24 protein-coding genes and 3 pseudogenes are annotated in these 26,213 nt (G+C 70.6%); 3 read left to right on the top strand and 24 right to left on the bottom strand.

The annotated features are described in order from the left end of the window. Positions 1-28: 28 nt before the first annotated feature. Positions 29-433, bottom strand: a complete 405-nt coding sequence (locus HLB15_RS09155) for a hypothetical protein (protein WP_171104988.1) — start codon at positions 431-433, stop codon at positions 29-31. 251 nt (positions 434-684) lie between these two features. Between HLB15_RS09155 and HLB15_RS09150 the strand changes: the two genes are divergently transcribed. Continuing rightward, a complete protein-coding gene (locus HLB15_RS09150) occupies positions 685-2,157 on the top strand; it encodes a hypothetical protein (protein ID WP_171104987.1) in 1,473 nt (490 codons plus the stop codon). 424 nt (positions 2,158-2,581) lie between these two features. Here HLB15_RS09150 and HLB15_RS09145 read toward each other — a convergent pair. Beyond that, positions 2,582-2,851, bottom strand: a pseudogene (locus HLB15_RS09145) (ATP-binding protein); the annotation flags it as partial. A gap of 838 nt (positions 2,852-3,689) precedes the next feature. Here HLB15_RS09145 and HLB15_RS09140 point away from each other — a divergent pair. Next, positions 3,690-5,060: an MFS transporter gene (locus HLB15_RS09140; RefSeq protein ID WP_210755886.1), complete on the top strand. Its 1,371-nt coding sequence runs from the start codon at positions 3,690-3,692 to the stop codon at positions 5,058-5,060. An 86-nt stretch (positions 5,061-5,146) separates the two neighbouring features. Beyond that, positions 5,147-5,985, top strand: a pseudogene (locus tag HLB15_RS09135) (IS5 family transposase). Between the two features lie 28 nt (positions 5,986-6,013). Here the strand turns inward: HLB15_RS09135 and HLB15_RS09130 are convergent. The 22 genes and pseudogenes from HLB15_RS09130 to HLB15_RS09030 all read right to left on the bottom strand — a co-directional run. Beyond that, positions 6,014-6,874: an alpha/beta fold hydrolase gene (locus HLB15_RS09130; RefSeq protein ID WP_171104986.1), complete on the bottom strand. Its 861-nt coding sequence runs from the start codon at positions 6,872-6,874 to the stop codon at positions 6,014-6,016. A 106-nt stretch (positions 6,875-6,980) separates the two neighbouring features. Next, on the bottom strand, positions 6,981-7,538 hold the full coding sequence (locus HLB15_RS25040; protein ID WP_417715057.1) for an IS5 family transposase: 558 nt from the start codon (positions 7,536-7,538) through the stop codon (positions 6,981-6,983). Next, complete coding sequence (locus tag HLB15_RS25035) at positions 7,471-7,848, bottom strand: IS5 family transposase (protein ID WP_446500406.1); 378 nt, start codon at positions 7,846-7,848, stop codon at positions 7,471-7,473. The genes HLB15_RS25040 and HLB15_RS25035 overlap by 68 nt, the downstream gene beginning before the upstream one ends. 88 nt (positions 7,849-7,936) lie before the next feature. Continuing rightward, positions 7,937-9,757 (bottom strand): ATP-dependent nuclease, encoded by a 1,821-nt coding sequence (locus HLB15_RS09120; protein WP_171104985.1) that lies wholly within the window; start codon positions 9,755-9,757, stop codon positions 7,937-7,939. Positions 9,758-9,809: 52 nt separating this feature from the next. Continuing rightward, positions 9,810-10,502 (bottom strand): annotated as a pseudogene (locus HLB15_RS09115) (magnesium chelatase domain-containing protein); the annotation flags it as partial. After that, on the bottom strand, positions 10,502-10,906 hold the full coding sequence (locus HLB15_RS09110) for a YraN family protein (RefSeq protein WP_171104984.1): 405 nt from the start codon (positions 10,904-10,906) through the stop codon (positions 10,502-10,504). The pseudogene HLB15_RS09115 and the gene HLB15_RS09110, both read right to left, overlap by 1 nt. A 152-nt stretch (positions 10,907-11,058) precedes the next feature. Beyond that, the gene (locus HLB15_RS09105; RefSeq protein WP_119137991.1) at positions 11,059-11,358 is read right to left on the bottom strand and encodes a DUF2469 domain-containing protein; all 300 of its coding nucleotides are present in this window, start codon (positions 11,356-11,358) and stop codon (positions 11,059-11,061) included. 7 nt (positions 11,359-11,365) lie between these two features. After that, entirely contained in the window at positions 11,366-12,178 is an 813-nt protein-coding gene (gene rnhB / locus HLB15_RS09100) for a ribonuclease HII (protein ID WP_229785226.1), read from the bottom strand. Positions 12,179-12,180: 2 nt separating this feature from the next. Then, complete coding sequence (lepB, locus tag HLB15_RS09095) at positions 12,181-13,011, bottom strand: signal peptidase I (protein WP_249360041.1); 831 nt, start codon at positions 13,009-13,011, stop codon at positions 12,181-12,183. A gap of 206 nt (positions 13,012-13,217) precedes the next feature. Beyond that, positions 13,218-13,565, bottom strand: coding sequence for a 50S ribosomal protein L19 (gene rplS / locus HLB15_RS09090; protein WP_171104983.1), 348 nt, complete (start codon positions 13,563-13,565; stop codon positions 13,218-13,220). Between the two features lie 223 nt (positions 13,566-13,788). Continuing rightward, positions 13,789-14,565 (bottom strand): tRNA (guanosine(37)-N1)-methyltransferase TrmD, encoded by a 777-nt coding sequence (trmD, locus tag HLB15_RS09085; protein ID WP_171104982.1) that lies wholly within the window; start codon positions 14,563-14,565, stop codon positions 13,789-13,791. Position 14,566: 1 nt separating this feature from the next. Further along, positions 14,567-15,142, bottom strand: coding sequence for a ribosome maturation factor RimM (gene rimM / locus HLB15_RS09080; protein WP_171104981.1), 576 nt, complete (start codon positions 15,140-15,142; stop codon positions 14,567-14,569). Positions 15,143-15,245: 103 nt separating this feature from the next. Further along, entirely contained in the window at positions 15,246-15,485 is a 240-nt protein-coding gene (locus HLB15_RS09075) for an RNA-binding protein (RefSeq protein ID WP_171104980.1), read from the bottom strand. Then, on the bottom strand, positions 15,485-15,907 hold the full coding sequence (gene rpsP, locus HLB15_RS09070) for a 30S ribosomal protein S16 (protein WP_171104979.1): 423 nt from the start codon (positions 15,905-15,907) through the stop codon (positions 15,485-15,487). The genes HLB15_RS09075 and rpsP overlap by 1 nt, the downstream gene beginning before the upstream one ends. Before the next feature lie 190 nt (positions 15,908-16,097). Next, positions 16,098-17,219, bottom strand: a complete 1,122-nt coding sequence (locus HLB15_RS09065) for an amidohydrolase family protein (protein WP_171104978.1) — start codon at positions 17,217-17,219, stop codon at positions 16,098-16,100. A 108-nt stretch (positions 17,220-17,327) separates the two neighbouring features. Further along, positions 17,328-18,965, bottom strand: coding sequence for a signal recognition particle protein (ffh, locus tag HLB15_RS09060; RefSeq protein WP_171104977.1), 1,638 nt, complete (start codon positions 18,963-18,965; stop codon positions 17,328-17,330). Positions 18,966-18,974: 9 nt separating this feature from the next. Then, positions 18,975-20,804 carry a [protein-PII] uridylyltransferase family protein gene (locus HLB15_RS09055; protein ID WP_171104976.1) on the bottom strand — a complete coding sequence of 610 codons (1,830 nt, stop codon included), beginning with the start codon at positions 20,802-20,804 and terminating at the stop codon, positions 18,975-18,977. A gap of 21 nt (positions 20,805-20,825) precedes the next feature. Further along, positions 20,826-21,164, bottom strand: coding sequence for a P-II family nitrogen regulator (locus HLB15_RS09050; protein ID WP_171104975.1), 339 nt, complete (start codon positions 21,162-21,164; stop codon positions 20,826-20,828). Between the two features lie 42 nt (positions 21,165-21,206). Then, positions 21,207-22,469 carry an ammonium transporter gene (locus HLB15_RS09045; protein ID WP_171104974.1) on the bottom strand — a complete coding sequence of 421 codons (1,263 nt, stop codon included), beginning with the start codon at positions 22,467-22,469 and terminating at the stop codon, positions 21,207-21,209. A gap of 320 nt (positions 22,470-22,789) precedes the next feature. Next, positions 22,790-23,983, bottom strand: coding sequence for a signal recognition particle-docking protein FtsY (gene ftsY / locus HLB15_RS09040; RefSeq protein ID WP_171104973.1), 1,194 nt, complete (start codon positions 23,981-23,983; stop codon positions 22,790-22,792). A 63-nt stretch (positions 23,984-24,046) separates the two neighbouring features. Next, entirely contained in the window at positions 24,047-24,574 is a 528-nt protein-coding gene (locus HLB15_RS09035) for a hypothetical protein (RefSeq protein WP_171104972.1), read from the bottom strand. A gap of 147 nt (positions 24,575-24,721) precedes the next feature. After that, positions 24,722-26,213 (bottom strand): AAA family ATPase (locus HLB15_RS09030; RefSeq protein ID WP_249360040.1); only part of this gene is annotated, 1,492 nt, incomplete at its 5' end.

Below are 26,213 nucleotides of genomic sequence, written 5' to 3'. Positions count from 1 at the left end.
TGCGCCCACCAGCTGGACGGTCAGCCCCCTACTCGCCGAACTCTGGCAACGGCTCTGCCCACTTCTCGACGGCGGGCAGGTGTTCGGGACAGTACACATAGGCCGCGACGAGGAGGGCCATCGCGGCGTCGTCGGACGAGTAGCCGCCGACGGTGACGAGGTCACGGAAGGCAACGCCGACCGAGTCGCTCTCGATCTGCTCGCACACTCCGAGACTGACCTCTTCGACGATGGCCTCACCGAGGTAGGTTCCGCCGTGCTCGGCATACAACGCTTCCGCTTCGGCAGCCGGATCTTCGAAAGCCGGCGTCGGTGTAGAGGTTGCGGCGGGGACGCTCTCGTCGGGCAGTGCCTCCGGCCTGTCGTCGGGTGCAGAGCACGCCGCCAGGCCGAGAGCCACGCCGAGAGCGAGAAGGGAAGCGGCGGTGCGCATGGTCTCGTGCCTCTCTATTGCTCATCAGTGTGGAGGGACGAAGTCGCCGGGTATGACGCGGAGTGGAGGGCGAATAACCAACACACCCTCTGGGCCGACGGGCGGTGGCTGTACGGGCTCAGCACCTGCAGGGAGTCGTCACGCGCCGAACCTAATGGCGCCGTCCAACCCTCGCTCGACAACATCCACCGCGGACGAGCACGCATGAGAGACTCGGCGTTCAGCTTGCCGCGCCAGAAGGGTCGCTTGTCGTGTCGGACGCCGAACCGCCGCCGATCCACCTCGACAAGGTGATGTCGGGACTCTCCGAGAATCCCGCGCTACCGCCCGCCCTCGTCCGCCGCTTCTTCGCTTACCGCAAAGGCTTCGGCAACGTTGCCAAGCGCCCGGACCTGACCGACGACATGGTCGCCGACATCATCGCCGCCGACGACCACTGGCTCATGCACTCGCTCGCACTCAACCACAGCCTCCCCCATGCCTTCCGAATAACGCTCACCGAGCACCCGGATCCGGCGATACGCGCGGCCATAGTGGTCGGCGCGCACGACGCACCGCGAGAGTTGTTCGAACGGCTACTCGGCGACGCTGACCCGCGGGTGCGCCAATGGCTGGCCGAAAACGATCACGTTCCGGCGGATCTGCGCGCCCGGCTGGCTGCTGACCCCGACCCGAAGGTCCGGGCGTCGCTTGCCCAATGGTGGACGCAGGCCCCGGAAACGATGCGTCGGCTCCTGCTGACGGATCCCGATGACGCGGTGCGCGCGGCAGCCTGCGCGACCTACTATCGACAGCTTCCCCACCCGGTCCCGCCTCCCGATCTGCTCCCGGCGCTACTGACCGACCCGGTCACCCGCGCCGGCGCGGTGCGCCACTGCACACTGGTTGCCGACACGGCCCGTTGGCTTGCTGGCGACCCGGACGAAGGTGTGCGCGAGGAACTCGCAAAGCACCCCGACCTGCCACCCCCACTGCGCGACACTCTTGCCGACGATCCCAGCCCACTGGTCGCGCTTCACATCTTCGCCCGTCAGGACACCGCCGAGTCAACCCGCGCAGCCATCCACTCCCGGATCTTGTCCGACGTGCCCCCGAAGGGCTGGCCTCTCGACCACCAGGTCCTGGACGACGAGGCGCTTGAAGGGCAGGTCATGAGCGAAATAGCACGTCTGGAGCTTCGGACACTGCGTCTGCCGTGGGTGACTGCTGACCCCTTGCCGTACATCGACTCGCCCTACGCCTGTTTCCGCGCCTCCGCCGCGATGTCCGACTGCCTCCCGGCGCCGGCCGTGGCCCGACTACTTGACGATGAAGAGAGCAGCGTCCGCACGACGATGGCCCTGCACGCCCGTCACAGAATCGATCCCGTCACCGCCGAACGCATCGACCGCAGCTACCGCCCAGAAAAGAAGACCCGGTGGCGCCCAGCCGATGACTTCCCCCTCCCGGCTCACGTTCTTCAGCGTCTAGCCACCGATCCCGAACCAAGAATGCGCCAGCTCGCCCCACGCGACCCCGACCTGCCGGTCGAACTCGTCCGCCGCCTGGCCTCCGATCCCGATTACACGGTGCGCCGTGTGATCGCGACCCATCCCCGGCTCCCGACCCATGACCTAAAACAATTGGTGGCCGATCCGTCGGAAACAGTTGCGACCGCGGCAGCTAGTAATCCCAACCTGCCACCCGCATACATGCACTGGCTCCTTGCCCGGGCAGGCCTGTGAGGCCGGCCTGTTCTCAAACCGCAACCATGAGCAGGTCAAACGAATGGCGTTTCGCGCGGAGCACTGTCGCTGGCTCAGCCTTGCAGTAGCGCTATGACCGGGCATTCTTCCGTTGTCGCGTACTCGTCGATCTTTCAGGACTCCCACGAGATCGACCCGTGGGAGTTCCGCCCGGAGCAGGAGCGGCTCAGGGGTGCCCGGTTCGCGAAGTAGACGGCCCAGGCAATCGGCTGGGGCAGCGCCGACCGCCTGCTCACCGTCGCGCTGGGCGTAGCTCTCGTGCGGCTCGGCGAGAAAATCGGGGACCGCCCAGGCGAGCTGCGCGATAGGGAGCTCACGGGGATCCTGACGTCCCACTTTCGCGAGGACGAACTGCACGAGGCTGACTGCGCCGAATGCCTAGGCGAACTCGTGTGATTGCGATTTCTCGCGCCTCGTCCATGAACAGGATGCCGCGGTGCGCGCGGGACACCGCACCGGGCCGCGGCACACCCGACCCACCGCCCACCACGGCAGCCGCGGTCGCGGTGTGGTGCGGGTCCTCGAACGGCGGACGGCGGATGAGCCCGCCGCCCGGGTCGAACATCCCGGCGACGGAGTGCACGGCGGTGACCTCGACCGCTTCCCGGTCGGTGAGGTCGGGCAGGATGCCGGGCATGCGTGACGCGAGCATCGTCTTGCCCGCGCCCGGCGGAATGCATACGCGTTTGCTACACAGGTCCCCATGCGATTTTAGCACGCTCGTCAATAGGTCGTGTCAGAACAGCATAATCGACTCGTAAACAAGCAACCGCGCCGCGCGGCCGATCGTTAAAGAGACCGCGGGGTCCCGCTCGTCGTCAGGCTTGACGCTGCCCGTGAACCTCACACCCACGTGCGCGCAGAACTGATCTGAGGCGGCTCCGCCTCCAGCCAAGGGCGGAGACCGGAAACCTCGCATTATCGGTAGTCATCGCTTCCGGTAACGTTGCGCGCATGTCCTCATATACGAGGAAGATCCGATGCGCCGCACACGACCCGACGCACACCGGGGGCTGGGGCGAGGCGGATTGCATCTGCGGCATCAGAGCCGCCGCACAAAGGGCCGTTGCCGTACGCCCGATCCCGAACGTAGCGCGTGATGCCGGCGCAGCTGCCGCAGCAGCGCTGGCACTCTCACAGGGCGGGATGCAAGAAGAAGCCCGGCGTGTACTCGATCAGCATCGCGGCGAGCCTCCTGAAGATCGTGCGACTAGGGCGTGTTGCTAAGAGCTCGCGCGGATAGGAGGGACAGGTCCGGGGGCGAATATTCCCCGCTGCTAGCATCTGTACCATGTCAGGCGCTTCGAGCTCGGCCGCTTGCGCGGCAGTGACCAGGACGTCCCGCTAGCGGCGGGACGTCCGGCACACAGCAACACCTCACCTGGAACGTCCAGCCGCTTCGTGATCAGACCGGAGCGGCCCTTCGTGCTGCTCGGAAACTCTTCAGAGCGACGGAGCAATTGATGCTTTCAGGCACTTCCACCACTTCATGCGGGATCGGTCCCGCCCCTGTGCGCGCATGGCTCGTGCTGTGCGCGATGTCGATGCTGCAGTTCTTCATCGCGGTCGACGTGACCGTGGTCAACATCGCGCTGCCCTCGATCGGCGCGGACCTCGGCGTCGGGGGACACTCCCTGACCTGGGTCGTGGTCGGCTACACCATCACCGGCGGAGGGCTGCTGATGCTCGGCGGTCGGCTCGGTGACCTTCTCGGCCGCCGCCGCACCCTCCTGGTCGGCACGAGCGTCTTCGGCGCGGCCTCCCTGCTGGCTGGCCTGGCCCCGTCCTTTCCGGTCCTGGTCGCGGCCCGCCTGCTCCAGGGCGCGGGCGAGGCTGTCGCGCTGCCCGCGGCGATGGCGACCATCGTGCTGCTCTTCCCCGAGGGGCCGCGCCGCTCACGGGCCCTGAGCGTGTGGGCGGCCGTGGCCAGCTGCGGCCTGGTTCTCGGGTTCGCCCTGTCAGGGATCATCACCGCCCACCTGGGCTGGCGCTGGGTCTTCCTGGTCTCGGTGCCCTTCATCCTGGTCGTGATCGTGGCCGCGCTGCTCCTGGTACCGGCCGACCGGCCCGCGTCCGGGGGACGGTGCCGCTTGGACCTTCCCGGTTCGCTCCTGCTGACCGCGTGCCCGCTGCTGTTCGTCTACGCCGCGGTCGAGGCGGGCGAGCCTGCCACCGGCCTGTGGGTCAGCGGGGTCGCGCTGGTGTGCGCGGTGCTGGCTGCTGCCGGGTTCGTGCGGGTCGAGTCGAGGTCGCCGAACCCGCTGGTCCCGCTGACCTTCTTCGCCGATCGGGCCCGGCTGCGGGCGAACCTGACGACGATGCTGCTCAGCGGTGCGTTGTCGACCTCGTTCCTGCTGTTCACGTTCTACCTGCAGGACAGGCTCGGTATCGGGCCTCTGGGGGCAGGCCTGACGATGCTGCCCCTGGCCGTGGCGCTGATCGTGGCCTCGGTGCTCGTGCCTCGGCTGCTGGGACACTGGGGCGCACGCGCCTGCGTGCTGGTCGGCCTGGCAGCGGCTGCCGGCGCGATGGGCGTGGTCGCGCTCGTGGCCGTCCTGGATGGTGGAGCGGTGTGGCTGCTCCCGGCGATGCTACTGATCGCAGCGGGCATGGGCTTCGGGCTCGTGGGTCTGCAGTACATCGCAGTCAGCGGCACCACCGAGGAGGACGCCGGGATCGCCTCCGGCGTCCAGCGAGCATCTGACCAGCTCGGCGGAGCAGCCGGGGTGGCCGTCTACGTCGGCCTCGGGTTCGCACCGGCCCTGCACTCCGGGGACCCGTTCGTGGTCGCTGCGGTGCTCGCCGTTATCGGGCTGGTCGTCGGTGCCGTGGTCATCTCCCGCTCGCCGTCCACCGCGGCGGGGCAGCCGCAGGTCGGGTAGCAGGACCGGGGCCGCCGCACCGCGCCCGGACGGGTACGGCGCGGCGGCCCCGCCCTTCTTCTCGACGACGACGATCACAAGACCACGTGCCCGTCCTGCCCGGCTTCATCGCCGACCCTCTGTGGGAACAGTTCCGAGCCCTGCTGCCCGAACGCAACATCAACCACCCTTTGGGGTGTCACCGCCCGCGCATCCCAGACCGGGTCGTCTTTGACAAGCTTCTGGCCCGCCTCGTCCTGGGAGGTACCTACCAGCAGCACGCCGATGAGACCTGCTCGGCGACCACGATGCGAGCCCGCCGGGACGAGTGGATCCGTGCCGGCGTGTCGAGCGGCTCCACCACCTGGCGCTGGAAGCCTACGACCAGGCTGTCGGCCTCGACCTGGACAACCTCGTGGTCGACGGATGCATCGTCAAGGCACCGTGCGGAGGAGAGAACACCGGCCGCAGCCCTGTCGACCGCGGCAAATTGGGTCTCAAGAGATCGGTGCTCGTGGACGGCGGCGGGATACCGATCGGATGGGTGCTGGCCGGGGCCAACAGGAACGACTCTCCGCTCCTGCGTCCGACGCTAGAGACCCTCGCCGTGGTCGGATTCAGGCTTCCTGAGGTCATCACGGTTCACCTGGATGCGGGCTATGACTCGGCTCGGACCCGGGATCTTCTCTCCGAGCTGGGCTGCACCCCGAACATCACTCCCAAGGGGGTATTCCTGCCTATCAACCACACTCGTCGATGGGTCGTCGAGCGGACCAACTCATGGCACAACAGAGGGTTCTCGGCGCTGGCGAGGGTGACCGACCGGCAAGGGTGCGTGCAGAACGCCTGGGTGGCGCTGGCCAGCGCGATCATCATCATCCGCCGCCTGGTCCGGCAGTCCTGGAAGCGCTACCGGTGGGACTCTCGTCCTGCCCGGTGCCCCTGATCCATACGCCGTCCTATCCGCGCGAGCTCTAAAGCATTTCTGGGTGCTGGAGTGCTGCGTTGAACACGAGGTCGGAGTGGGTCCAGAGGAGTGCACCGCCGGCGTTGCTTACAACGGTTCGTTGAGCGTTTGGGAGGCGGGTTGTGAGGATCGCGCCGTGATCAGGGGAGTGCACTTGGTCGTGGGCTCCGAAGAGCACGGTGACAGGGGTTGTGATCGTGGCGAAATTGATGGGCCAGCGTGTGCTTGCCATCATTGTGTCGGCGACGTACCCGCTGCCGTCTCCCGCGAAGCCCTCCGCGAGAGCGGTTTGGTAGAGGGCGTCGAAGGCAGGTGCGGTGTAGACGGCACGGTCCTGCGCGTCGGAGCCATCCAGGACCATGTCGCGCATGGCACGCGGTGTGAAGGACCGCAGGAGGTCCCGAGCGGCGTCCGGTGCGCTCTGCGCGAGATCGGGGAGAGCGCGCGCAGTCTCGGGAAGCAGCGCGCGCACTGACGGGTCGGCTACTTCATCTGCTGGTGAGACCAGAACAAGAGTCTGGGCCCACCCCTGGGCGGCCACGGCTAGACCGAACACTGCGCCCTGCGAGTTCGCAACAACGGGAACGTTGGGGTTGGTCACGCCCAGCACGGCGGCGACGAACGCGCGATAGTCGTCTGCTGTGGACGCGGGGGTGCGGGTGGGATCGGGGTCCGAGCCACCCATGCCGGGACGATCCATCGTGATCAGCCGGATCCCGCGGGTATCAAGCAAATGCTCACCGAATACCATGGACTTGCCGGTTCCCGCCCCGGCGATGAACAGGATCGGTGTCCCGTCCGCCGGACCATGGACGAGACCAGTCAACGACCGGCCTGACGGGCGGCCCACGGAGAAGACGGACGGCATGATCCGATCCTAAGGCTGAGCGAACCCCGCATCACGCGACAACAGGTCGGCCTCCACGCCCCCCTACCCGAGGGGCGTAGAGAGCCGCGAGTATGGCCCACGAGCTTTAGCGTGTGGTGCTGACCCAGTGGAGGGTGGCGGCGAGGCAGAGCCCGGCGTGGTAGTTGCGGGCGGTCTTGTCTGAGCGCATCGCGATCCCGCGCCACTGCTTGAGCATGTTGAAGCACCGCTCGACGACGTTGCGGCCGCGGTAGCGGAGACGCTGCACGTCGCCGAAGTCGATCGGCCGGCCCTGGCGCTTGAGGCGATGCGCGATCTGGTCGTTTCGTTCGGGAATGGTCGCCGCGATTCCGCGCTCACGCAACCACGCCCGGTTCGCTTTTGATGGGTAGCCCTTGTCAGCCATCACCCGCTCCGGCCGAACCCGTGGACGACCTCGGCCGCCGGGCACCCGGATCTGCTCCAGCGTCGTGGCCATCATGGTCGTGTCCGCAGCTTGACCAGGGGTGAGGATGAACGCGAGCACACGGCCCTTCCCGTCGCAGACGAGATGGCTCTTGGTTGTCAGGCCGCCTCTCGATCGGCCGATCGCGTGGTCAGGCGGTTCCGGCCCGAACTTCCTGTAATTCGACAGGGCCCCCCGTGGTGCGCGGCAGAGTCGCACCGTGCTGATGCACCCGCACGATCGCGGAGTCGATCGACGCGACCCAGTCCAGATCACCGGTCTCTTGCGCGAGTGACTGCGTCTTCTCCAGCACCCGCGCCCAAACCCCAGCATTCGACCACCGGTTGAAGTTCTTGTAGATCGTGTTCCAGTTCCCAAACCGTTCGGGTACGTCCCTCCACGGCGCGCCCGTGCGGAACCGCCATGCCGTCGCCTCGACCACCGTGCGACGGTCAATAGGCGGCCTGCCCGTGGCCTTCACCCTCGGGAACAACGGCCCGATCACAGCCCACGCCTCATCCGAGATCACATCACGCGACACGACATTCAGACTCACCCGCGCGACACCGAAACGGGTTTAGCAACACAGCCTAGCAACACGGCCTAAGCCAATCGGTTCAGAGCGGGGAACGCTCGTGATCCTCAACGATCGCGCGAAGCCAGTTATCCAACGGCTTGACCGCCTGAGGGACGGACTTACGATTCGCGAGATGAGCCCTCAGCAGCGCGGACGGCAAGTGCGGCTTCGCCTTACCGGTCTTCTTCCCTGTCGAGTTCCATCCTTTCGAGCCGAGCCACGACGCCAGCTCCTCTCGGCCGCTCGAACCAGTGGCGAATCGGTCAGCGGTCGCCTGATCGATCTCGCTCTCCCCTGCCGGGCCGAGCATCTGTGCAAGCTTCTTCTGGCCGATCGTGTCGAGAAGAAGCCCCTCGAGGTCGGATGCGAGGACGAACGCGTCCCAGGGCTCAAGACTCTGATTCAGAGCTGCTTGCTGGTCGATCGCGCTCTTCAGGCTGGAGACCTCGGTGTCCGCCAAGGAGCCCAGTGCCTGCATATCCGACTGTGATGGCGGCGGGTTCCGGGCCTTCAGGATCTCCACCAGAGGACGCGGCCCCTTTGCCCCGCCCTTGTGCACACCGTCCTTGTCAGTGATCACGTATGCACGCACTCCGAAGTACTGCGCGAGCCCGACAAGGTGCTTGATCGTAGTGACGCCGGAAGCTTCGATCACCGCGATTCCCATCGCGTAGTGGCCGCCCGCGCCCCCGGTGGCGCGACCGAGGAGATAGTCGATCAGAAGTTTGTCGCCGTAGCCCTCGACCAGAACGACGGAGTTCGCGAAGACCAGCTCGCTGTTGGTCGCGTCGCAGTATCGCGTGAGCCTTCCCTCTTCGGCGTCGGACATGTCTTGCCTACGTGCGGTGTAGTTCGTGCCGCCGGTGCACAGCGGCAGTCGAACGATGCGCCGCACCGAGAAGGAATCCACCAGTACCGGACTGTGTGTGGTCACGAGCAGCTGCGCCCCCTTGGAGATCTCGCGCAGGATCTTGGCCATCGCGCGCTGCGTCTGCGGATGCAAGAACGCCTCGGGCTCCTCGATCGCGAACACCACGTTCCCGCCGGATTGCTGGCTCCGCGACGCTACGTAGCGAAGGATTCCCAGCACCATGGCGGACTGGAAGCCAGTGCCCCGGTCAGCGATCGAAACGACGACGTCGTCTCGGCTCGTGATGACCGCCTCCTGGAGCATGCCGCGCAGGGCGTGCTTGGAATCGGGCAGGTTGATGCCGAGTTCGCGCTCGCGGAACGGCAGCTCCGTAGCAACAGCTGCTACCGAATCACTCAACACCTTGTGAACGAGCGCTTCGACCGGCTTGATCGCCTCCTCGAAGTCCTTCTGGAGCTGAGTCCTGCGTGACCCACCCGAGCGGACCAGGACGCCCTCCAACGTCTCGTATAGCCGCACCAGAGATTGGTCGCTCTCCCCCTGCACGGACTCGCTCACGCGAACGGACGGGATCTTCACGAAGCTGAACGACTGGAGAACCTGCTCGTAGAGTTCGCGGGCGTGCGTCGACTTCCGACTCGCTTCGTAGGTGATCTTCCCCGCCCGGCTGCACGCCAACTTGATCCAAAACGTCCCGTTCTTGAGTACAGCATCGCCGAAGACCTCCTTCTCGGGTTCGGTCAACGCATCGAAGTGCACGATGATGTTGGACATCATCCGCGGCCCTCCGTGCACGTAGTACTCGTGAAGGGGCTTGAGCCGCTGTAGGTCCTCACCCGTTGGATTCGCGAAGAAGGTCTCGAGCACTCTCAGCAGCGAGGACTTGCCCGCGTTGTTCGGGCCTGCGATCAACTGCAGATGGGGATCGACCTCGATACTCAGATCTTCGAAGCCCAGCAACCGCTCTACATCGATACGGGATATGTGCACGATCGCCAGCCTAGGCGAGCGCGCCCCACCACCTGCTCCTCTAAGGGTGGGGACCCGGCGGCCCGACGAGGAGCAGGTGGTGGCCGCCTGCCGCCGCTACCTCGAGCGCGAACCGCGGCCGGTCCTGGCCCAGCACGTCGGCCAGGTCGCCCGGCGTCCGGCCGTGGGGCACCGACCGCTCCGGCCGGACGGCGACCACCTCGCGCACGAGCTCGGGCGGGCCTCCGTGCAGGGCGACCACCTCGGCGAGACTCGCCACGCCGACGACGCGGGCACCCGGGACGAGCCGTGCCTCCTCGAGGTCGCCCGCAGCCACGACGACGTCCGGAAAGCCCGCCGCGACGGCCGCGGCGACCGACGGCAGCACCCCGCGCACGGGACGCACCCGGCCGTCCAGGCCGAGCTCCCCGAGGTGCACGACGCGGCCCAGGCCCTCACGGCGCAGCCCCGGGCCGGTCGGCCCGTCGGCGCCGGCGAGCACCGCCACCGCGATCGCCAGGTCGTAGGCGCTGCCCTGCTTGCGCAGCGCCGCCGGCGTCAGGTTGACCGTGATCTTCTTGACCGGCCACGGCAGGCCCGTCGACGCGACGGCTGCCCGGACCCGGTCACGTGACTCGCTCAGCGCTGTGTCCGGCAGCCCGACGAGCGTGAAGCCGGGCACCGAGGCGGCGAGGTGCGCCTGCACCTCCACCACGTGCCCTTGCATCCCGACGAGCGACACCGCGCGGGTCGTGGCGACGCCCATCAGGCCACCGCCTCGAGGTGCTCGACGACCGCGGCTCCGCGGCGCGGCAGCGTCACGGCCACCACGTCGATGCGGATCGCGCCGAACGCCGTCCGCACGTCGGCGCCCTCGCCCAGGAGCCGCGCGGCGGCGACCCGTTCACGGAACGCCGTGAGCCACTGCCCGGTCAGCCGCTTGACCCGGGCGAGCTTGCGCGCCGTGACCGCCTCGGCGGGATGGCCGTAGCCGTGGCCGCTGCGGGTCTTGACCTCGACCACCACCAGCACGTCGCCGTCGACCGCGACGATGTCGAGCTCGCCGTCCGCGCCACGCCAGTTGGTGTCGAGCACCGTCCAGCCGCGCTCCTCCAGGTGACGTCGCGCCACCTGCTCCCCGTACCGGCCCACGCCGTCCTTCTTCGCCATCGCGTCCACCTCCGTGACCAGCCTGCGGTCACGGCGGCGGCGCGCGGGGCGCGGGAAGGGTCAGCTGTGCACGAACCGGCGATCCACAGGCCCGGCGTCACGCTCGGACGGCGGAAGCCCACCGCGAGGTGTCGCGGCGGGTCGTGACGGACTCAGAGCGCGAGCTCGGCCTTGGCCAGCTCCTCGACGTTCACGTCCTTGAAGGTGACCACGCGGACGGACTTCACGAACCGGGCCGACCGGTAGACGTCCCACACCCACGCGTCGCCCAGCCGCAGCTCGAAGTACACCTCGCCCGCCGCCGACCGCACCTGCAGGTCCACCTGGTTGGCCAGGTAGAACCGGCGTTCCGTCTCCACCACGTAGGAGAACAGGCCCACCACGTCGCGGTACTCGCGATAGAGCGCGAGCTCCATCTCGGTCTCGTAGTTCTCGAGGTCTTCGGCGCTCACCAGGCCATCATCCCACCGACGCGGTGGTTCCGGGCAGGTTCCCGGGCAGGTCACCCTGCAGCTCGTCCACGAGCTCGACGGGCGCGCCGTCAGGGGCCACCTCGGCAGCCACCTCGACCGCGGCACCCTCCGGCACACCCTCCGGCACCGTGCCGGGCAGCTTCCACGACCTGCGGTGGTACGGCGTCGGCCCGTGCAGGGCGAGGGCGTCCAGGTGCGCCTTGGCGCTGTAGCCCTTGTTCTGGTCCCACGCGTACTCGGGATGGCGCTGCGCCAGCTCCACGAGCAGGCCGTCCCGCTCCACCTTGGCCAGCACGCTCGCGGCGGCCACGGAGGTGCACGTCATGTCGGCCTTGACGAGCGTGCGCACCGCCGGGTCCGGCACGTCGTCCTCGGGCGCGTCCGCCGCGGCGAACAGGTCGAGCGCGGGCCGGGACAGCCAGTCGTGCTTCCCGTCCAGCACGACGACGTCGACGTCGCCGCACACCTGCCGCACCTGGGCCAGCGCGCGCCGCCCGGCCAGCCGGAGCGCCGCGATGATGCCCACCTCGTCGATCTCGGCGGGGCCGGCGTGACCGACCCCCCAGGCGACGGCCCACCGGCGCACCGCGGGCGCGATGGCCTCACGGGCGGCGGGGGTGAGCAGCTTCGAGTCGGCGACACCCTTGGGCCCCGTGCGCGTCGCGGCGTCGACCACGACGACGCCCACGCTCACCGGGCCCGCCAGGGCGCCGCGGCCCACCTCGTCCATCCCTGCCACGAGCCGCGCCCCGGAGGACAGGAGCGCCCGCTCCTGGCGCAGCGTCGGCACCGCGCGCACGGCTACTGCCCCGCCGGCGCCGTCTCGGACCCTGCGTCCGACTCGCCGTCGGAACCCGAGCCGGACCCCGCGGGCGGCGCGTCGGGCACACCGTCGAAGACGTCGGACGGGTGCCCGTGCCACCGCAGGCGGTCGAGGGGCCACACCGTGGCGAACGCCGTGCCCACCACGTTGTCGACGGGCACGAAGCCACCGCCGGGCTTGCTCGTGTTCTTGCGCGAGTCCTGGGAGTTCTGGCGGTTGTCGCCCATCACCCAGAGCATCCCGTCGGGCACGGTCACGTCGAACGAGTCCTCGCTCGGGATCGAGCCCGGCTTGATGTACGTCTCGTCGATCGGGGTGCCGTTGACCGACACACGGCCCTCGGAGTCGCAGCACGCCACGTTGTCGCCCGGCAGGCCGATGAGGCGCTTGATGAGGTGGTCGCCGGTGTCCTGCGGGAGCAGTCCCACGGTGGTGAGGAACGACACCGCCGCGTCACCGACCGGGCCGCGCTCCGGCGGCACGTAGGGCGGGAGCCAGTCACCCGGGTCCACGAAGACGACGATGTCCCCGCGCTGCAGGTCGAACGGGCCCGGCGTCAGCCGCGAGGCCATGACGCGGTCGCCCTGGGTCAGCGTGTCCTCCATGGACGCGCTCGGGATGTAGAACGGCTGCACGAGGAACGTCTTGATCAGCCACGACAGGACCAGCGCGCTGACGACGATGATGCCGACCTCGCGCAGCATCGCGAGAAAGCCGGACTGCTCCCTGCGGGGCTCACGACCGTGCGCCGCTGCTCCCCGACGGTGTGTGCCACCGCTGCTGCTGTCCCACGGATCTGCTGCGGTCAACGGCGTCCCATCGGTTGGGGTGGGCGGCGCCACCCGGTCGTAACTCGTCACGGGGTAACTCTGTCACCTCTCGGTGCACGCGGCGAACCGCCCCGCGGGTGCACACGGTCCCTGGCTGGAATCCCCACAGACCAGGGCAGGTGCGACGTCGGCCGCCCTCCTCGCGGTGAGGAGGGCGGCCGACGGGTACACGTCCTCGGACGCGGTCAGACCTCGCGCTTCTCGCGGATCTTCGCCTTCTTGCCACGCAGCTCGCGCAGGTAGTACAGCTTCGCCCGACGCACGTCACCGCGGGTGACGACCTCGATCGACTCGATGGTCGGCGCGTGCAGCGGGAACTTGCGCTCCACGCCCACACCGAAGCTGACCTTGCGCACGGCGAACGTCTCGCCGATCCCGCCGCCGTGGCGGGAGATGACGACGCCCTGGAACGCCTGGACACGAGAGCGGTTGCCCTCGACGACCTTGACGTTGACCTTGACGGTGTCGCCGGCGCGGAACTCCGGGATGTCGGACCGCAGCGAGGCGGTGTCGATCATGTCGAGCTTCTGCATCGTTCTCTCCGGGCCTGCCACAGGTCAGGCGCGAAATCGTGGGCCCTGCCCCGGCCGCACGGCCGTCAGGGTCCCGGAAGGGTGAGGATGGTGGTGCGGCTTGGCCCGGTCAGGGACGGTTGCCCGCCCCGGTCGTCCCCTGTGGCAGAGACCTGACCGGCGACGCACCGACGGTCCATTCTGCCATACCTGGGCGCTCGCGCGACGACGAGCGGGTGTGACGTCAGGCCCGCACGAGGCCGCCGTCGTCGCCGGGCACCCAGCCCAGCTCGGCGAGCAGCGCGACGTCGTGCTTGTCCAGGTCCGCGGGGTCCAGCGCCGCGATCATGTCCGGCCGGCGGCGCGCCGTCCGCTCGAGCGCGCGGTCCCTGCGCCAGCGCGCGATCCGTGCGTGGTGGCCGGAGAGCAGCACGTCGGGGATGTCGAGGCCCGCCCACGACGGCGGCTTCGTGTACACGGGGTACTCCAGCAGGCCCGCCGCGCCGTGCGACTCCTCGACGAGCGACTCCGGGTTGCCGACCATGCCCGGGACGAGGCGGGCCACGGCCTCGATCATGACGAGCGAGGCCACCTCTCCCCCGTTGAGCACGTAGTCCCCGATGGACAGCTCGCGCACGGTGACGCCGGCCGCCCGGTAGTGCTCGGCCACGCGCGCGTCGATGCCCTCGTACCGCCCGCAGGCGAACACGAGCTGACCGGCCGATGCCAGCTCCTCGGCGTGCCGCTGCGTGAACACCTCGCCCGACGGCGTCGGCACGACGAGCTGCCCGCCCGGCTCCAGCACCTCGTCGATGGCCAGGCCCCAGACGTCGGGCCGCATGACCATGCCGGCGCCCCCGCCGAACGGCGTGTCGTCCACGGTGCGGTGCCGGTCGGCGGTCCAGTCGCGCAGGTCGTGCACCCGCAGGTCAAGCAGGCCGCGCTGCCGCGCCTTGCCGACCAGCGACAGGTCCAGCACGGACAGGTAGTCGGGGAAGATCGAGACGACGTCGACGCGCACCTCAGGCGTCCTCGCTGCCGGCGTCGTCCGCGCCGTCGGCCCGGTCGACGATCGCGGCGTCCGCGTCCCGCGCCAGCAGACCACCGGGCGGGGTCAGCACGACGCGGCCACCCGCGACGTCGACCACGGGCACGATCGCCAGGACGAACGGGACGAGCGTGCGCGCCGTGCCGCCGTCGGGCAGGCTCTCCTCGATGAGCAGCGCCTCGTGCGCGGGCAGGTACTCCAGCGTCACGACGGTGCCGACCACGGTGCCGTCCTCGAGCTCGGCCCGCAGCCCGGCCAGCTCGTGGGGGTACCAGGCGTCCTCCTCGTCGGAGCCCTCCACCTCGACGACGAGCTCGACGCCCCGCAGGCCCTCCGCCGCCGTCCGGTCGGCCACCTCGGCGAACGCGACGAGCCACCGGCCCTGGTGCTGCCGCACCTGGGTCACCGTCAGCGGGCCGGCGTCGGCGGGCACGGTGTCGAGCCGCTCGCCGACCGCGAGCCGGGTCTCCGGGTCGTCCGTGCGCAGGTCCAGGGCGACCTCGCCCCTGAGCCCGTGCGCCTTCGTCACGCGGGCCACGGTGAGCTGCATGTCTCTCCTCGTTCAGGTGTCCGCGGGGGCGGACGCGTCCGGCAACGGCCGAGGCCCGGTCCGCGTACGGACCGGGCCTCGTCGTCGTGCTGGTGAGTACCTCTCAGCGCCGGTCGACGTCCACGACGTCGACCCGCACGGGGCCCTCGGTGGCGAGCGCACCGATCACGGTGCGCAGCGCGCGGGCCGTGCGACCACCCCGGCCGATGACCCGGCCGAGGTCGTCGGGGTGCACGCGGACCTCGAGCAGGTCACCACGGCGCAGCGTCCTCGCGGAGACGCGGACGTCGTCCGGGTTGTCCACGATGCCGCGCACCAGGTGCTCGAGGGCCTCCGAGAGCATCAGGCCTCGTCGCCCTCGGCCGACTCGGCCGGAGCCTCGGCGGCGGCAGCGGCCTTCTCGGCGGCCTTGGCCTTGGCCTTCTCGGCGTCGGCGTTCACGGCCTCGATCGCGGCAGCCGCGTCGGACTTCTCGCCCTTGACCTTCAGGGTGCCCTCGGCACCCGGCAGGCCCTTGAACTTCTGCCAGTCACCGGTCACCTTGAGCAGAGCAGCGACCTGCTCGGTCGGCTGCGCGCCGACACCGAGCCAGTACTGGGCGCGCTCCGACTTGATGTCGATGAGCGACGGCTCCTCGGTCGGGTGGTACTTGCCGATCTCCTCGATCACGCGACCGTCGCGCTTGGTGCGCGAGTCGGCGACGACGACACGGTAGTACGGGGCCCGGATCTTGCCGAGGCGCTTGAGACGAATCTTGACGGCCACGAAGTGGTCACTCCTGGTTCTGAACGGGATGGCCCGAGCACCGCGACGTGGGGTGACGCAGTGGGTGGGCCGGGACACGACCTGACCGGGTGAGAGGGGTCCGGGCACGCCGAGTACGTGCACATTGTGCCAGACCGCTCGGGGCCCCACCAACCAGACGTGCCTCACACCGGCACCCTCCGGGACGGCCTCAGCGCGCCGCCGGGTAGACCACACCGCGCAGCACGACCGCCGTCGGGTGGCGGAGCACCTCGATGTCCTCGCGCGGGTCGGCCGGGTAGACGACGAAGTCCGCGCTGGACCCCTCGACCACGGCCCCGAACCCGAGGTACTCGCGGGCGCGCCACGAGGCCATCGCCACGACCTCGGCCGGCGGGATCCCCGCCGCGACGAGCTCGGCGCACTCGTCGGCGATCCGCCCGTGGGAGATCGTCCCGCCCGCGTCGGTGCCGACCAGCAGCGGCACGCCCGCCTCCCAGAGCGCCCGCACGTGCTCGTACCGACGGGCGTGCATGGCACGCATCCGCCGGGCGTAGACCGGGTACTTGCCGTCGGCCTGTGCCGCGATGCTCTCGAACTGCCCGACCTGCAGCAGCGTGGGCGTGACCGCCACGCCGCGCTCCGCGGCGACGGCCATGTGCTCGGCGGTCATGCCCGTGCCGTGCTCGATGCAGTCGACGCCCGCGGCCAGCAGCCCGTCGATCGTCTCCGTCGCGAACGCGTGCACGGTCACGCGCGCCGCCTCCGCGTGCGCGACGGCGACGGCCTCGGCGAGCACGTCGTCGGGCCACAGGGGCCGCAGGTCGCCCTCGGGGCCGAGCGTGCGGTCGATCCAGTCGCCCACGAGCTTGACCCAGCCGTCGCCGCGTCGTGCCTGGGTGCGCACGGCCTCGGGCAGGAGCGCCGGCGACTCGAGCTCCAGGCCGTAGTTGCGCAGGTACCGCTTCGGCAGCGCCAGGTGGGTGCCCGCGCGGAGCAGGTGGGGCAGGTCGGGCCGGTCGTGCACCCAGGCGGTGTCGAGCGGGGAACCGGCGTCGCGCACCAGGAGCACGCCCGAGTCGCGGTCGGCGACGGCCTGCTTCTCCGCCTCCTCGTCCGGCACGGCGCCGTCGGCCGCGAGGCCGATGTGGCAGTGCACGTCCACCAGGCCGGGCACGGCCCAGCCCTCCAGCACCCGCATGTTGGTGCCCTGCGCGGACGGCCGGGTCAGGCTGACGCGGCCCGAACGGACCCAGACCTCCTCGGCCACGCGGTCGTCACCCAGCAGGATGCGTCCGCGCAACGCCGCGGTCGGACCTTCCAGCGCAGACATGCGGCTCCTTCGTTCTGCTCGCTCCCACGGCGGACACGCCACGCACCACCGACCCCACCACCCGGGCCGCCCGGACCCTGCCGCCGGCCGGACGTCACCGGCCGGACGTCACCGACCCAGGAACTTCTCCAGGCCCGGCGGCAGCTCGAGGTTGCTCAGGTCGGGCGCCTCGTCCTTCTTCGGGCCGACGCCGAACGCCGAGCCGGCCGGAGCGGACGGGGTGCTCGCCGCGCCGCCGCCGAGCGCGCGCTGCATCGCCTCGCGCTCCTGCTGGGCCCGCTTCGCCGGGTTCCCCGACTTGCCCTTCTTGCCCTTCTTCGGCGGCTGGGTCCTGCCGCGCGACTTCTTGCCCATCCCCATGCCGGGAGCGCCAGGCATCGCGGGCATGCCGCCCGGGCCCAGGCCGCCGCCCTTGGACATCTGGCGCATCATCTTCTGGGCGTTGTCGAACCGCTCGAGAAGCTGGTTGATCGCCGTGGTCGTGGTGCCGGCACCGCGCGCGATGCGGGCGCGGCGCGAGCCGTTGATGATCTTCGGGTTCTCGCGCTCGGCGGGCGTCATCGACTGGATGATCGCCTCGATGCGGTTCACCTCGCGCTCGTCGAACTGCTCGAGCTGCTCCCGCATCTGCCCCATGCCGGGCATCATCGAGAGCATCTTCTTCATCGAGCCCATGTTCTTGAGCTGCTGCATCTGCACGAGGAAGTCGGCCAGCGTGAAGTCCTGGCCCGTGGCCAGCTTCTTCGCCATCTTCTCGGCCTGCTCGGCGTCGAACGCCTTCTCGGCCTGCTCGATGAGGGTGAGCACGTCACCCATGTCGAGGATGCGGCTCGCCATCCGGTCGGGGTGGAAGACCTCGAAGTCGGTGAGCTTCTCGCCCGTGGACGCGAACATGATGGGCCGCCCGGTCACCTTCGCGACCGAGAGGGCGGCACCACCGCGCGCGTCGCCGTCGAGCTTCGACAGCACGACGCCGGTGAAGTCGACGCCGTCGGCGAACGCCTTGGCGGTGTTCACCGCGTCCTGACCGATCATCGCGTCGATGACGAACAGGACCTCGTCCGGGTTCACGGCCGCGCGGATGTCCGCGGCCTGCTGCATCAGCACCTCGTCGATGCCGAGGCGGCCCGCGGTGTCGACGATGACGACGTCGTGCTGGCGCTCCTTCGCGTACGCGACGCCGTCGCGCGCGACGCCGACCGGGTCGCCGATCAGCGGCGCGTCGGCGGCCGGGTCGTCCGCGTCGGAGGTGTTGCCCGGGTGCGGCGCGAACACGGGCACGCCCGCGCGCTCGGCCACGACGGACAGCTGCGTCACCGCGTTGGGGCGCTGCAGGTCGGCGGCGACCAGCACCGGTGTGTGGCCCTGCCCCTTGAGCGCGTGCGCGAGCTTGCCCGCGAGCGTCGTCTTGCCCGCGCCCTGAAGGCCGGCCAGCATGATGACGGTCGGCGGCGTCTTGGCGAGCGTCAGCGGCCGCGTCGCGCCGCCGAGGACCTCGACGAGCTCCTCGTTGACGATCTTGACGACCTGCTGCGCCGGGTTCAGCGCACCGGAGACCTCCGCCGACAGCGCGCGCTCGCGCACCGTCGCGGTGAACTCCCGCACGACGGGGACTGCGACGTCCGCATCGAGCAGGGCGCGGCGGATCTCCCGCACGGTCGCGTCGATGTCCGCCTCGGAGAGACGGCCCCGCGTGCGCAGGTTCTTGAACGTCGAGGTGAGCCGGTCGGACAGGGAGTTGAACACGGGCACAGCCTAATGGACCTCGTCCGCCAGTCGCGCCCGCGCCCGCTCGGTCAGCCCGTCCACGAGCTGCGCACGCCAGTCGGTCCAGGCCTTCGGGCCGAGCGACGTCGTGTCCGCCTCGGTCAGCGCCCGCAGCACGTCCAGCAGGTCCCGACGGTGGTCCACGGCCTCCAGCAGCGTCGTCACCGTCGCCGGGTCGTCGGGGTCGGCGCGGGTGGCCAGGTCGGCGAGCGTGAGGTGGTGCCGCACGAGGCGGGTGACGTCGTCGACCACGGCGGACGGGAAGCCTGCGCGGTTCAGCAGGGCCGGCACCCGGCGGGCGCCCTCCACGGAGTGGTCCGCGGCGCCGCGGACCTTGCCGATGTCGTGCAGCAGGGCGGCGAGCAGCAGCAGGTCGCCCGGCGACGTCCCGGTGTGCGGCCCGGTGTGCGGCCCCGCGAGCTCCGGAAGCCTGCGGCGCAGCCGGGCCGCGACCGACGCCGTCTCGACGAGGTGCCGGTCGACGGTGTGGCGGTGGATCGCGGCACGCTGCGGACGGTTGCGGACGTCGGCCCACTCGGGGAACCACGACGTCACCACCCCGGCGAGGTCCAGCGCCTCCCACACCGGCACCTGGGCGGGCCCGGCGCCCAGGAGGGCGAGCAGGCTCTCGCGCGCGGCGTGCGGCCACGGCTCCGGCAGGGGCGGGCACTCCTCGAGGCTGCGGATCGTCACCGGGGACAGCACCAGACCCGTCCGCGCGGCGGTCGCGGCCGCCCGCAGCGGCAGCAGCGGGTCGGACGCCGGACGGATGCCCACGCCGAGGACCAGCTCGCCGTCGTGCTCGACCAGCCCGTCCCCCACGGACCGCAGGCGGGGCGGGGTCCGCCGTCCGCGGACCATGAGCGGCCTGCCGACGCCGACGGGCCGCGCCAGCGCCTGCCGGGCCCGCCGGATGGTCATGTCGAGCGCGTAGGAGATGACCCGACCGGACTCGGCGAGCGCGGCGAGCAGCTCGTCGCCGTCGTCATGGCCGGTGCGCTCGGCGACCTCCTCCAGGTCGGCCAGCAGCAGACGGCTGGTGCGCCGCCGGGTGACGACCTGGAGTGTGTCGCGCACGTCGAGCAGGTGCGTGTAGGCGGCGTCGACCGCGCCGTGCGGGCGGTCGGTGAGCCAGGTCGCCGCGAGCGCGGACAGCAGCACCGCGTCCCGCATGCCGCCGCGGGCCTCCTTGAGGTCGGGCTCGATGAGGTACGCGAGCTCTCCCGCGCGCTGCGCGCGGTCGCGCGTGGAGGAGATGAGCTCGGGCAGGCGCCGCCGGGAGGCGGCGCGCCAGTCCGTGAGGACGGCGGAGGCCGCCCGGTGCACGACGACGGCGTCGCCGGCGACCGGCCGCACGCTGAGCCAGCCGATGACGGCGGGCAGGTCGCTGGCCGCCACCTGCCGGGACTGGCTGAGGGACCGCACGGCGTGGTCGAGGTCGATGCCGGAGTCCCACAGCGGGTACCACAGGCGCTCCGCGACCTGACGCAGCTCGTCCGCGCCGTGCGTGCGGCCGTCGTGGACGAGCACGAGGTCGAGGTCGCTGAGCGGCCCGAGCTCGCCGCGGCCCAGGCTGCCGACGGCCGCGAGCGCGATGCCCGACGGCTCGACGCCCTCGGTCGCGTGCTCGAACAGCTCGCCGAGCCGCTCGGTGACGCGCTGGCCGACGGCGGACCGCCGGGCCAGTCCGGACCGGCCGGGGCCGGTCAGCTCGGTCGCGATGCGGAGGAGCTCGTCGCGGAGGCCCCGCACCCCTGCCGCGGGGTGCGGGGCCTCTGCCTGCTCCCAGGCGTCGTCGGACGCCGGGTCACTGGTCATACGAGACGTCGGACGCCCCGGTCAGAGCGCGGCGTCGCCGTGCTCGCCGGTGCGGACGCGTGCGACGTCCTCGACCGGGACGACCCACACCTTGCCGTCACCGATCTTGCCGGTCTGCGCGGCCCCGACGATCGCCTCGGTCACCGCGGTGACGTCGGCGTCGGTCACGAGCACCTCGACGCGGACCTTGGGCACCAGGTCGACGGTGTACTCCGCACCGCGGTAGACCTCGGTGTGGCCCTTCTGCCGGCCGTAGCCGCTGGCCTCGCTCACGGTCATGCCGCGAACCCCTGCACCCTCCAGGGCCGTCTTCACGTCGTCCAGCCGGTGGGGCTGGACGACCGCCGTGACAAGCTTCATGCTCTGCCTCCTCGACAGTCCGGTCGCTGCACCGTAGTACGGTCAGCGGGCCTCGGTGATGGTGGATCCGGAGTTCTCGTACGCGGTCTCGCCGTGGACGGCGAGGTCGATGCCGCTGACCTCGGCCTCCTCGGAGACGCGCCAGCCGAAGGGCCGGATCACCAGGGCGATCACGAGCGTGACGACGGCGGAGAAGATGACGGCGATGATCGCGATGATCGCCTGCACGGCGAGCTGGCTGAAGCCACCGCCGTAGAAGAGGCCGGTCTCGGTGGCGAGGAAGCCGATGCCGATCGTGCCCCAGAGGCCGGCGACCAGGTGGACGCCCACGACGTCGAGCGAGTCGTCGTACCCGAACTTGTACTTGAGGCCGACAGCGAAGGCGCAGAGCGCACCGGCGATCACGCCGAGGATGATCGAGCCGACCGGGCTCAACGCGCCGGCGGCGGGGGTGATCGCGACGAGGCCTGCGACGACGCCCGAGGCGGCACCCAGCGACGTGGCGGCGCCGTCGCGGATCTTCTCGACGACCAGCCAGCCCAGGATCGCCGCGGCGGTGGCGGCGGTGGTGTTGACCCAGGCGAGGCCGGCGAAGCCGTCAGCCGTGAAGGCGGAACCACCGTTGAAGCCGAACCAGCCGAACCACAGGAGAGCCGCACCGAGCATGACGAGCGGCAGGTTGTGCGGGCGCATCGGCTCGGAGCCGAAGCCCTTGCGCTTGCCGATCACGAGGGCGAGCACGAGCGCGGCGGCGCCGGCGTTGATGTGGACGACCGTGCCACCGGCGAAGTCGATCGGCGCGGCGATCGACGCGAACGGGCCGTCGCCCGACAGGAGGCCACCGCCCCAGACCATGTGGGCCATCGGGAAGTACGCGAGAGTGACCCACACGGCGACGAACCCGAGCCAGGCGCCGAACTTGACGCGGTCGGCGATGGCGCCGGAGATCAGGGCGACCGTGATGATCGCGAACGTGGCCTGGAAGCCGACGCCCACGATGCCGGGGACACCGAAGTCGTCGATCAAGAAGTTACCGGCGTCGTCATAGATCGCGCCGGCGAGACCGAACTGGTCGAAGGGGTTACCGAAGATGCCGCCGACGTCCGCGCCGTAGGACATCGACCATCCCCACAGCACATAGATGACACCGGTGACGGCGATGGCGCCGAACGACATCATCATCATGTTCAGCACGGACTTCCCGCGGACCATCCCACCGTAGAAGAGGGCGAGACCGGGAGTCATCAGGAGCACGAGCGATGCCGAGGTCAGCATCCACGCTGTGGCTCCGGTGTCCAGTTCCATAAGACGATCCTCTCTTGGCCAGCTCTGGTGCTGGGCTCGCAACACAGTCGCGAAGGACCGTTTCACCGGGCGCACCTCGGCGTTACGGGGGCGTGACGCAGCGGTCGACGGTGTAAACGTCTCGTTTCACGCTCCGAATGGGCGAAATACCGTCGGCAAATGTGACTCGATCGTGATTGCTGCGCAATATGCGCGACATGAAGATGCGCCGTATGCATTCCACGATGTGGACGCATCCGGCGCATCAATCATGCGGGCGAGGCGCGAATTGGGCGGCGTGTTTTCCTCGCCGGACGAGCCTCGGTCTCACGCTCGCGAGCTCAGCCCAGGATCCCGTCGACGAACTCCTCGACGTCGAACGGCGCGAGGTCGTCCGGCCCCTCCCCCAGGCCGATGAGCTTGACCGGCACGCCGAGCTCGCGCTGCACCTGCACGACGATGCCGCCCTTGGCGGTGCCGTCGAGCTTGGTGAGCACGATGCCGGTGACGCCGGCCACCTCGGCGAACACGCGTGCCTGCGTGAGGCCGTTCTGGCCCGTGGTCGCGTCGAGGACCAGCAGCACCTCGCTCGGCGCCACGACCTTGCTCGAGACGCGCACGATCTTGCCGAGCTCGTCCATGAGGCCCGCCTTGTTCTGCAGGCGGCCCGCGGTGTCCACGAGCACGACGTCGACCTTCTCGTCGCGGCCGCGGGTCACCGCCTCGAACGCGACCGACGCCGGGTCGGCGCCCTCGCGGTCCGAGCGCACGGTCGGCACGCCCACGCGGTTGCCCCACGTGGTGAGCTGGTCGGCCGCCGCGGCGCGGAACGTGTCGGCGGCGCCCAGCACGACGGTGCGCCCGTCGGCGACGAGCACGCGGGCGAGCTTGCCCACCGTCGTCGTCTTGCCGGTGCCGTTGACACCGACGACGAGGGTCACGGCGGGCAGGTGGGTACCGTCCTCCGCCGTGGTGGGCTCCGTGCGGAGGGTGCGGTCCATGGCCGGGTCGAGCAGCGTGACGAGCTCGGAGCGCAGCAGGTCGCGCACCGCGGCGGGCTCGCGCACGCCGAGCACGCGCACCCGGGTGCGCAGGGCGTCCAGCAGCTCCGTGGTCGGGCCCGCACCGACGTCGGCGAGGAGCAGCTCCTCCTCGATCTCGTCCCAGTCGTCCTCGGTCAGCGCGTCGCGCGACAGGACGGAGAGCAGTCGGGCGCCGAGCGGCGAGCCCGAGCGCGCGAGCCGGTCGCGCAGTCGCACGAGGCGGCCTGCGGTGGGCGCGGGCGTGTCGAGCGCGGGCGCTGCGGGTCCGGCTTCCTCGGGGGCGACCTCGGCGGGGCCGACCTCCTCGGGGGCGGCCGGTCGGGGCGCCGTCGCGGTGCCGGTGCCGGCCTGCGTGGAGCCGGGCGGCGTCGTGCCGCCGTCCTGCCCCTGGTCGCGCCGGCGACGCCGCGCGACGAGGAGCCCGGCGACGCCGCCGCCTCCCGCGAGGACGGCCAGGGCGGAGATGATCTCGATCCAGGGAAGCTCGTTCACGCCCCAGATTCTTTCATCTTGCGGCGACCGCCGTGGCCGCGGGCACCCTCAGTGGTGCCGCGCTCAGCTCGCCGCCTGGGCCGGGCCCTGCTCGGCCGGCGGCTCCTGGGCGACCTTCTGCACGCTGCGCACCGGGCGGACGGGGCGGAGCTGGCCGGGCAGGAGGTTGGACGGCTTGATGGGCACCGTGCCGAGCGGCACGTGCAGCGTCTTCTGCGCCTGGTCGCGCGCGCGGTTCAGCACGTCGGTGAGCTCCTCGGCGTCGACGTAGCCGGGCTTGGACTCGACCGTCGCGGCGAAGAACTCGGACATCCCCATGTCGACGGGGGACGTGTCGGGCCTGGGCTGCCGCGGCTTGCCCACCCAGACCGACGGCGCGCCCACGGCGTGGGTCGCGACGGCGGAGGCGCCGTAGCGCCGGCCCTGCCTGCGCCGCTCGGAGTCACCGCGCAGGTGCGAGAGGCCGGAGCGGACCCACTGCAGGAACGAGAAGTCGTCCTTCGTCGCGGGCGCGTCCATCTGGCTGGCCACGACGAAGACACCCACCGCCAGGACCAGGCACACCACCAGGAGGATGACCGACCACCACATGGTCCTATTGTGTCGCCTCTTGTGCGGTCGTGCCGCGTAAGCCGTCGCGACACGCCGGGCGACACGCGCGGGTGCACCAGGAGAATTCGCTCACACCCGGCGATCCGCGGCTTCGCCAGACGAAATTCACCCGCCGGACACGCCCTGTCAGGCGGTGCTGGGCACCGTCTCCCGGTCCCCCATGCGCTGGCTGATCACCGTCGTGACGCCGTCGCCGCGCATCGTGACGCCGTAGAGCGCGTCCGCGACCTCCATCGTGCGCTTCTGGTGGGTGATCACGATGAGCTGGCTGTCCTTCTGCAGCTCCTTGAAGATCTCGATGAGGCGCCCGAGGTTGACGTCGTCGAGGGCGGCCTCGACCTCGTCCATGATGTAGAACGGGCTGGGCCGGGCCTTGAAGATCGAGACGAGGAACGCCACGGCGGCGAGCGACCGCTCACCGCCGGACAGCAGCGACAGCCGCTTGACCTTCTTGCCGGCCGGCCGCGCCTCGACCTCGATGCCGGTGGTGAGCAGGTTCTGCGGGTCGGTCAGCGTGAGCCTGCCCTCGCCGCCCGGGAACAGGCGCGGGAAGATCTCCAGGAACTTCGCCGCCGTGTCCTGGAACGCCTCGGCGAACACCTGCTGCACCCGCTCGTCGATGTCGTCGACGATCTGCAGCAGGTCCTCGCGCGACTTCTTCAGGTCGGCGAGCTGGTCGGTGAGGAACTGGTGCCGCTCCTCCAGCGCCGCGAACTCCTCCAGCGCCAGCGGGTTGACGGCACCGATACGCGACAGCGCGCGCTCCGCCTTGGCCAGCCGGGCCTCCTGCTCCTCCCGCACGTACGGCACCATCCGGTCGGGCCTCGGCTCGCCCGGGTCGGTGTCCTCGGTCGCGTCGGCCGCGTCGGCCTCGGGCTCCGGCGGCGGCTCCGCACCGGCCGCCGCCACGATCACCGCCGTCGCCTTCGGGTCGTCGGGGCGCAGGCCCGCCTCGTGCAGGGCGCGCGTGCGGGCGATGAGCGCGTCCTCGCGCGCCGCCGCACCGCGCGGGAGGGGCGGGTCGCCCTCGTACCGGATCGGGTTGCCCTCCTCGTCGCGCTCGACGACGGCCCGTCGCTTGCGTCCCCGCACCACGACGTCGCCCTCGTAGACCGGGACCAGCTGGTGCGGACCGAACTCCTCGACCAGGACCTCGGGGTCCATGCCGAGCTCCTCGGTCGCCCGCGTCTGGAGCTGCTCGAGGCGGAGCATCTGCTGGGCGCGGGCCACCTCGTCGCGGTGCGCGACGTCGGTCAGCTCGCGGAGCTGGGCGGTGAGGGACTCGACGGTGCCACGCACCGCCAGGAGCTGCTCGGAACCCGCCGCACGGGCCTCCTCGGCGGCGGCCTTCTCCGCCGTCGCGCGGTCGAGCGACCGCGCGATTGCCTCGAGCGCCACGGCGACGCCCTGCTGGACCTCGACGGCCCGCGCGGCGTCCCGGCGTCGGGCCTCCTCGCGCTCGGCGGCGCGCGCCCTGGCCGCGCGCTCCTGCTCCGCCGCGGAGATGGTCACGATGGCGAGGTAGTCACCGCGCAGCTTCAGCGTCGGGATGCCGAGCAGGAGCGCCAGCAGTGCGCCCGCGCCGGCCGAGACGAGGAACGCGAGCCAGAACGGCGCG

Source organism: Promicromonospora citrea (assembly GCF_013004695.1).
Classification (GTDB): domain Bacteria; phylum Actinomycetota; class Actinomycetes; order Actinomycetales; family Cellulomonadaceae; genus Promicromonospora; species Promicromonospora citrea.
The sequence above is the reverse complement of the archived record's forward strand: the minus strand, read 5'-3'. Positions and strand labels throughout refer to the sequence as shown.

Bases quoted from the DNA above. Each gene is read 5' to 3' on its own strand.
- HLB15_RS09155 (WP_171104988.1), bottom strand. From the start codon at position 433: ATGCGCACCGCCGCTTCCCTTCTCGCTCTCGGCGTGGCTCTCGGCCTG.
- HLB15_RS09130 (WP_171104986.1), bottom strand. From the start codon at position 6,874: ATGCCGTCCGTCTTCTCCGTGGGCCGCCCGTCAGGCCGGTCGTTGACT.
- HLB15_RS09110 (WP_171104984.1), bottom strand. From the start codon at position 10,906: ATGGCGAAGAAGGACGGCGTGGGCCGGTACGGGGAGCAGGTGGCGCGA.
- rplS (WP_171104983.1), bottom strand. From the start codon at position 13,565: ATGCAGAAGCTCGACATGATCGACACCGCCTCGCTGCGGTCCGACATC.
- rimM (WP_171104981.1), bottom strand. From the start codon at position 15,142: ATGCAGCTCACCGTGGCCCGCGTGACGAAGGCGCACGGGCTCAGGGGC.
- HLB15_RS09075 (WP_171104980.1), bottom strand. From the start codon at position 15,485: ATGCTCTCGGAGGCCCTCGAGCACCTGGTGCGCGGCATCGTGGACAAC.
- HLB15_RS09065 (WP_171104978.1), bottom strand. From the start codon at position 17,219: ATGTCTGCGCTGGAAGGTCCGACCGCGGCGTTGCGCGGACGCATCCTG.
- HLB15_RS09055 (WP_171104976.1), bottom strand. From the start codon at position 20,804: ATGACCAGTGACCCGGCGTCCGACGACGCCTGGGAGCAGGCAGAGGCC.
- HLB15_RS09050 (WP_171104975.1), bottom strand. From the start codon at position 21,164: ATGAAGCTTGTCACGGCGGTCGTCCAGCCCCACCGGCTGGACGACGTG.
- HLB15_RS09045 (WP_171104974.1), bottom strand. From the start codon at position 22,469: ATGGAACTGGACACCGGAGCCACAGCGTGGATGCTGACCTCGGCATCG.
- HLB15_RS09035 (WP_171104972.1), bottom strand. From the start codon at position 24,574: ATGTGGTGGTCGGTCATCCTCCTGGTGGTGTGCCTGGTCCTGGCGGTG.